This window comes from Shewanella sp. T24-MNA-CIBAN-0130, from assembly GCF_040310185.1.
Classification (GTDB): Bacteria; Pseudomonadota; Gammaproteobacteria; order Enterobacterales; family Shewanellaceae; genus Shewanella; species Shewanella psychromarinicola.
In genome coordinates this window covers 1-254 of record NZ_JBEOPP010000435.1, presented here as the reverse complement: position 1 = coordinate 254, position 254 = coordinate 1, and the positions used below count along the sequence as shown (strand labels likewise).

Here is a 254-nt window from a genome sequence, read left to right as displayed (position 1 = left end):
ATATAATTACATTAGGCTACGCTGTGTTGGGCGGTATGGTATGTGCCGCCATTTTACTTGCCTATTGGTTAGGTAAAGGGGGCGTATTTTTCATTTTAGGGGTGAGTATGCCATTACTGTTAGTGCTTTTTACACCGCTTGCGACAATTGCCGCATTGCTTAATTTACTCAGTGGCTTCTTTTTTGGCTTTTGCGCCATGTTGCTCATTTATAAGCACGTGATATTAAAAAAGTAGCGTAAAAAAGCCCAGCGG

General features: G+C 41.7%; 1 protein-coding gene. It reads left to right on the top strand.

Translation table 11 applies throughout. From position 1 onward, the window contains the following. Nucleotides 1–236, top strand: a 236-nt coding sequence (locus tag AAEZ02_RS23015; RefSeq protein WP_351125468.1) for a hypothetical protein, incomplete at its 5' end; no start/stop codon positions are given. Between the last annotated feature and the right edge of the window lie 18 nt (nucleotides 237–254).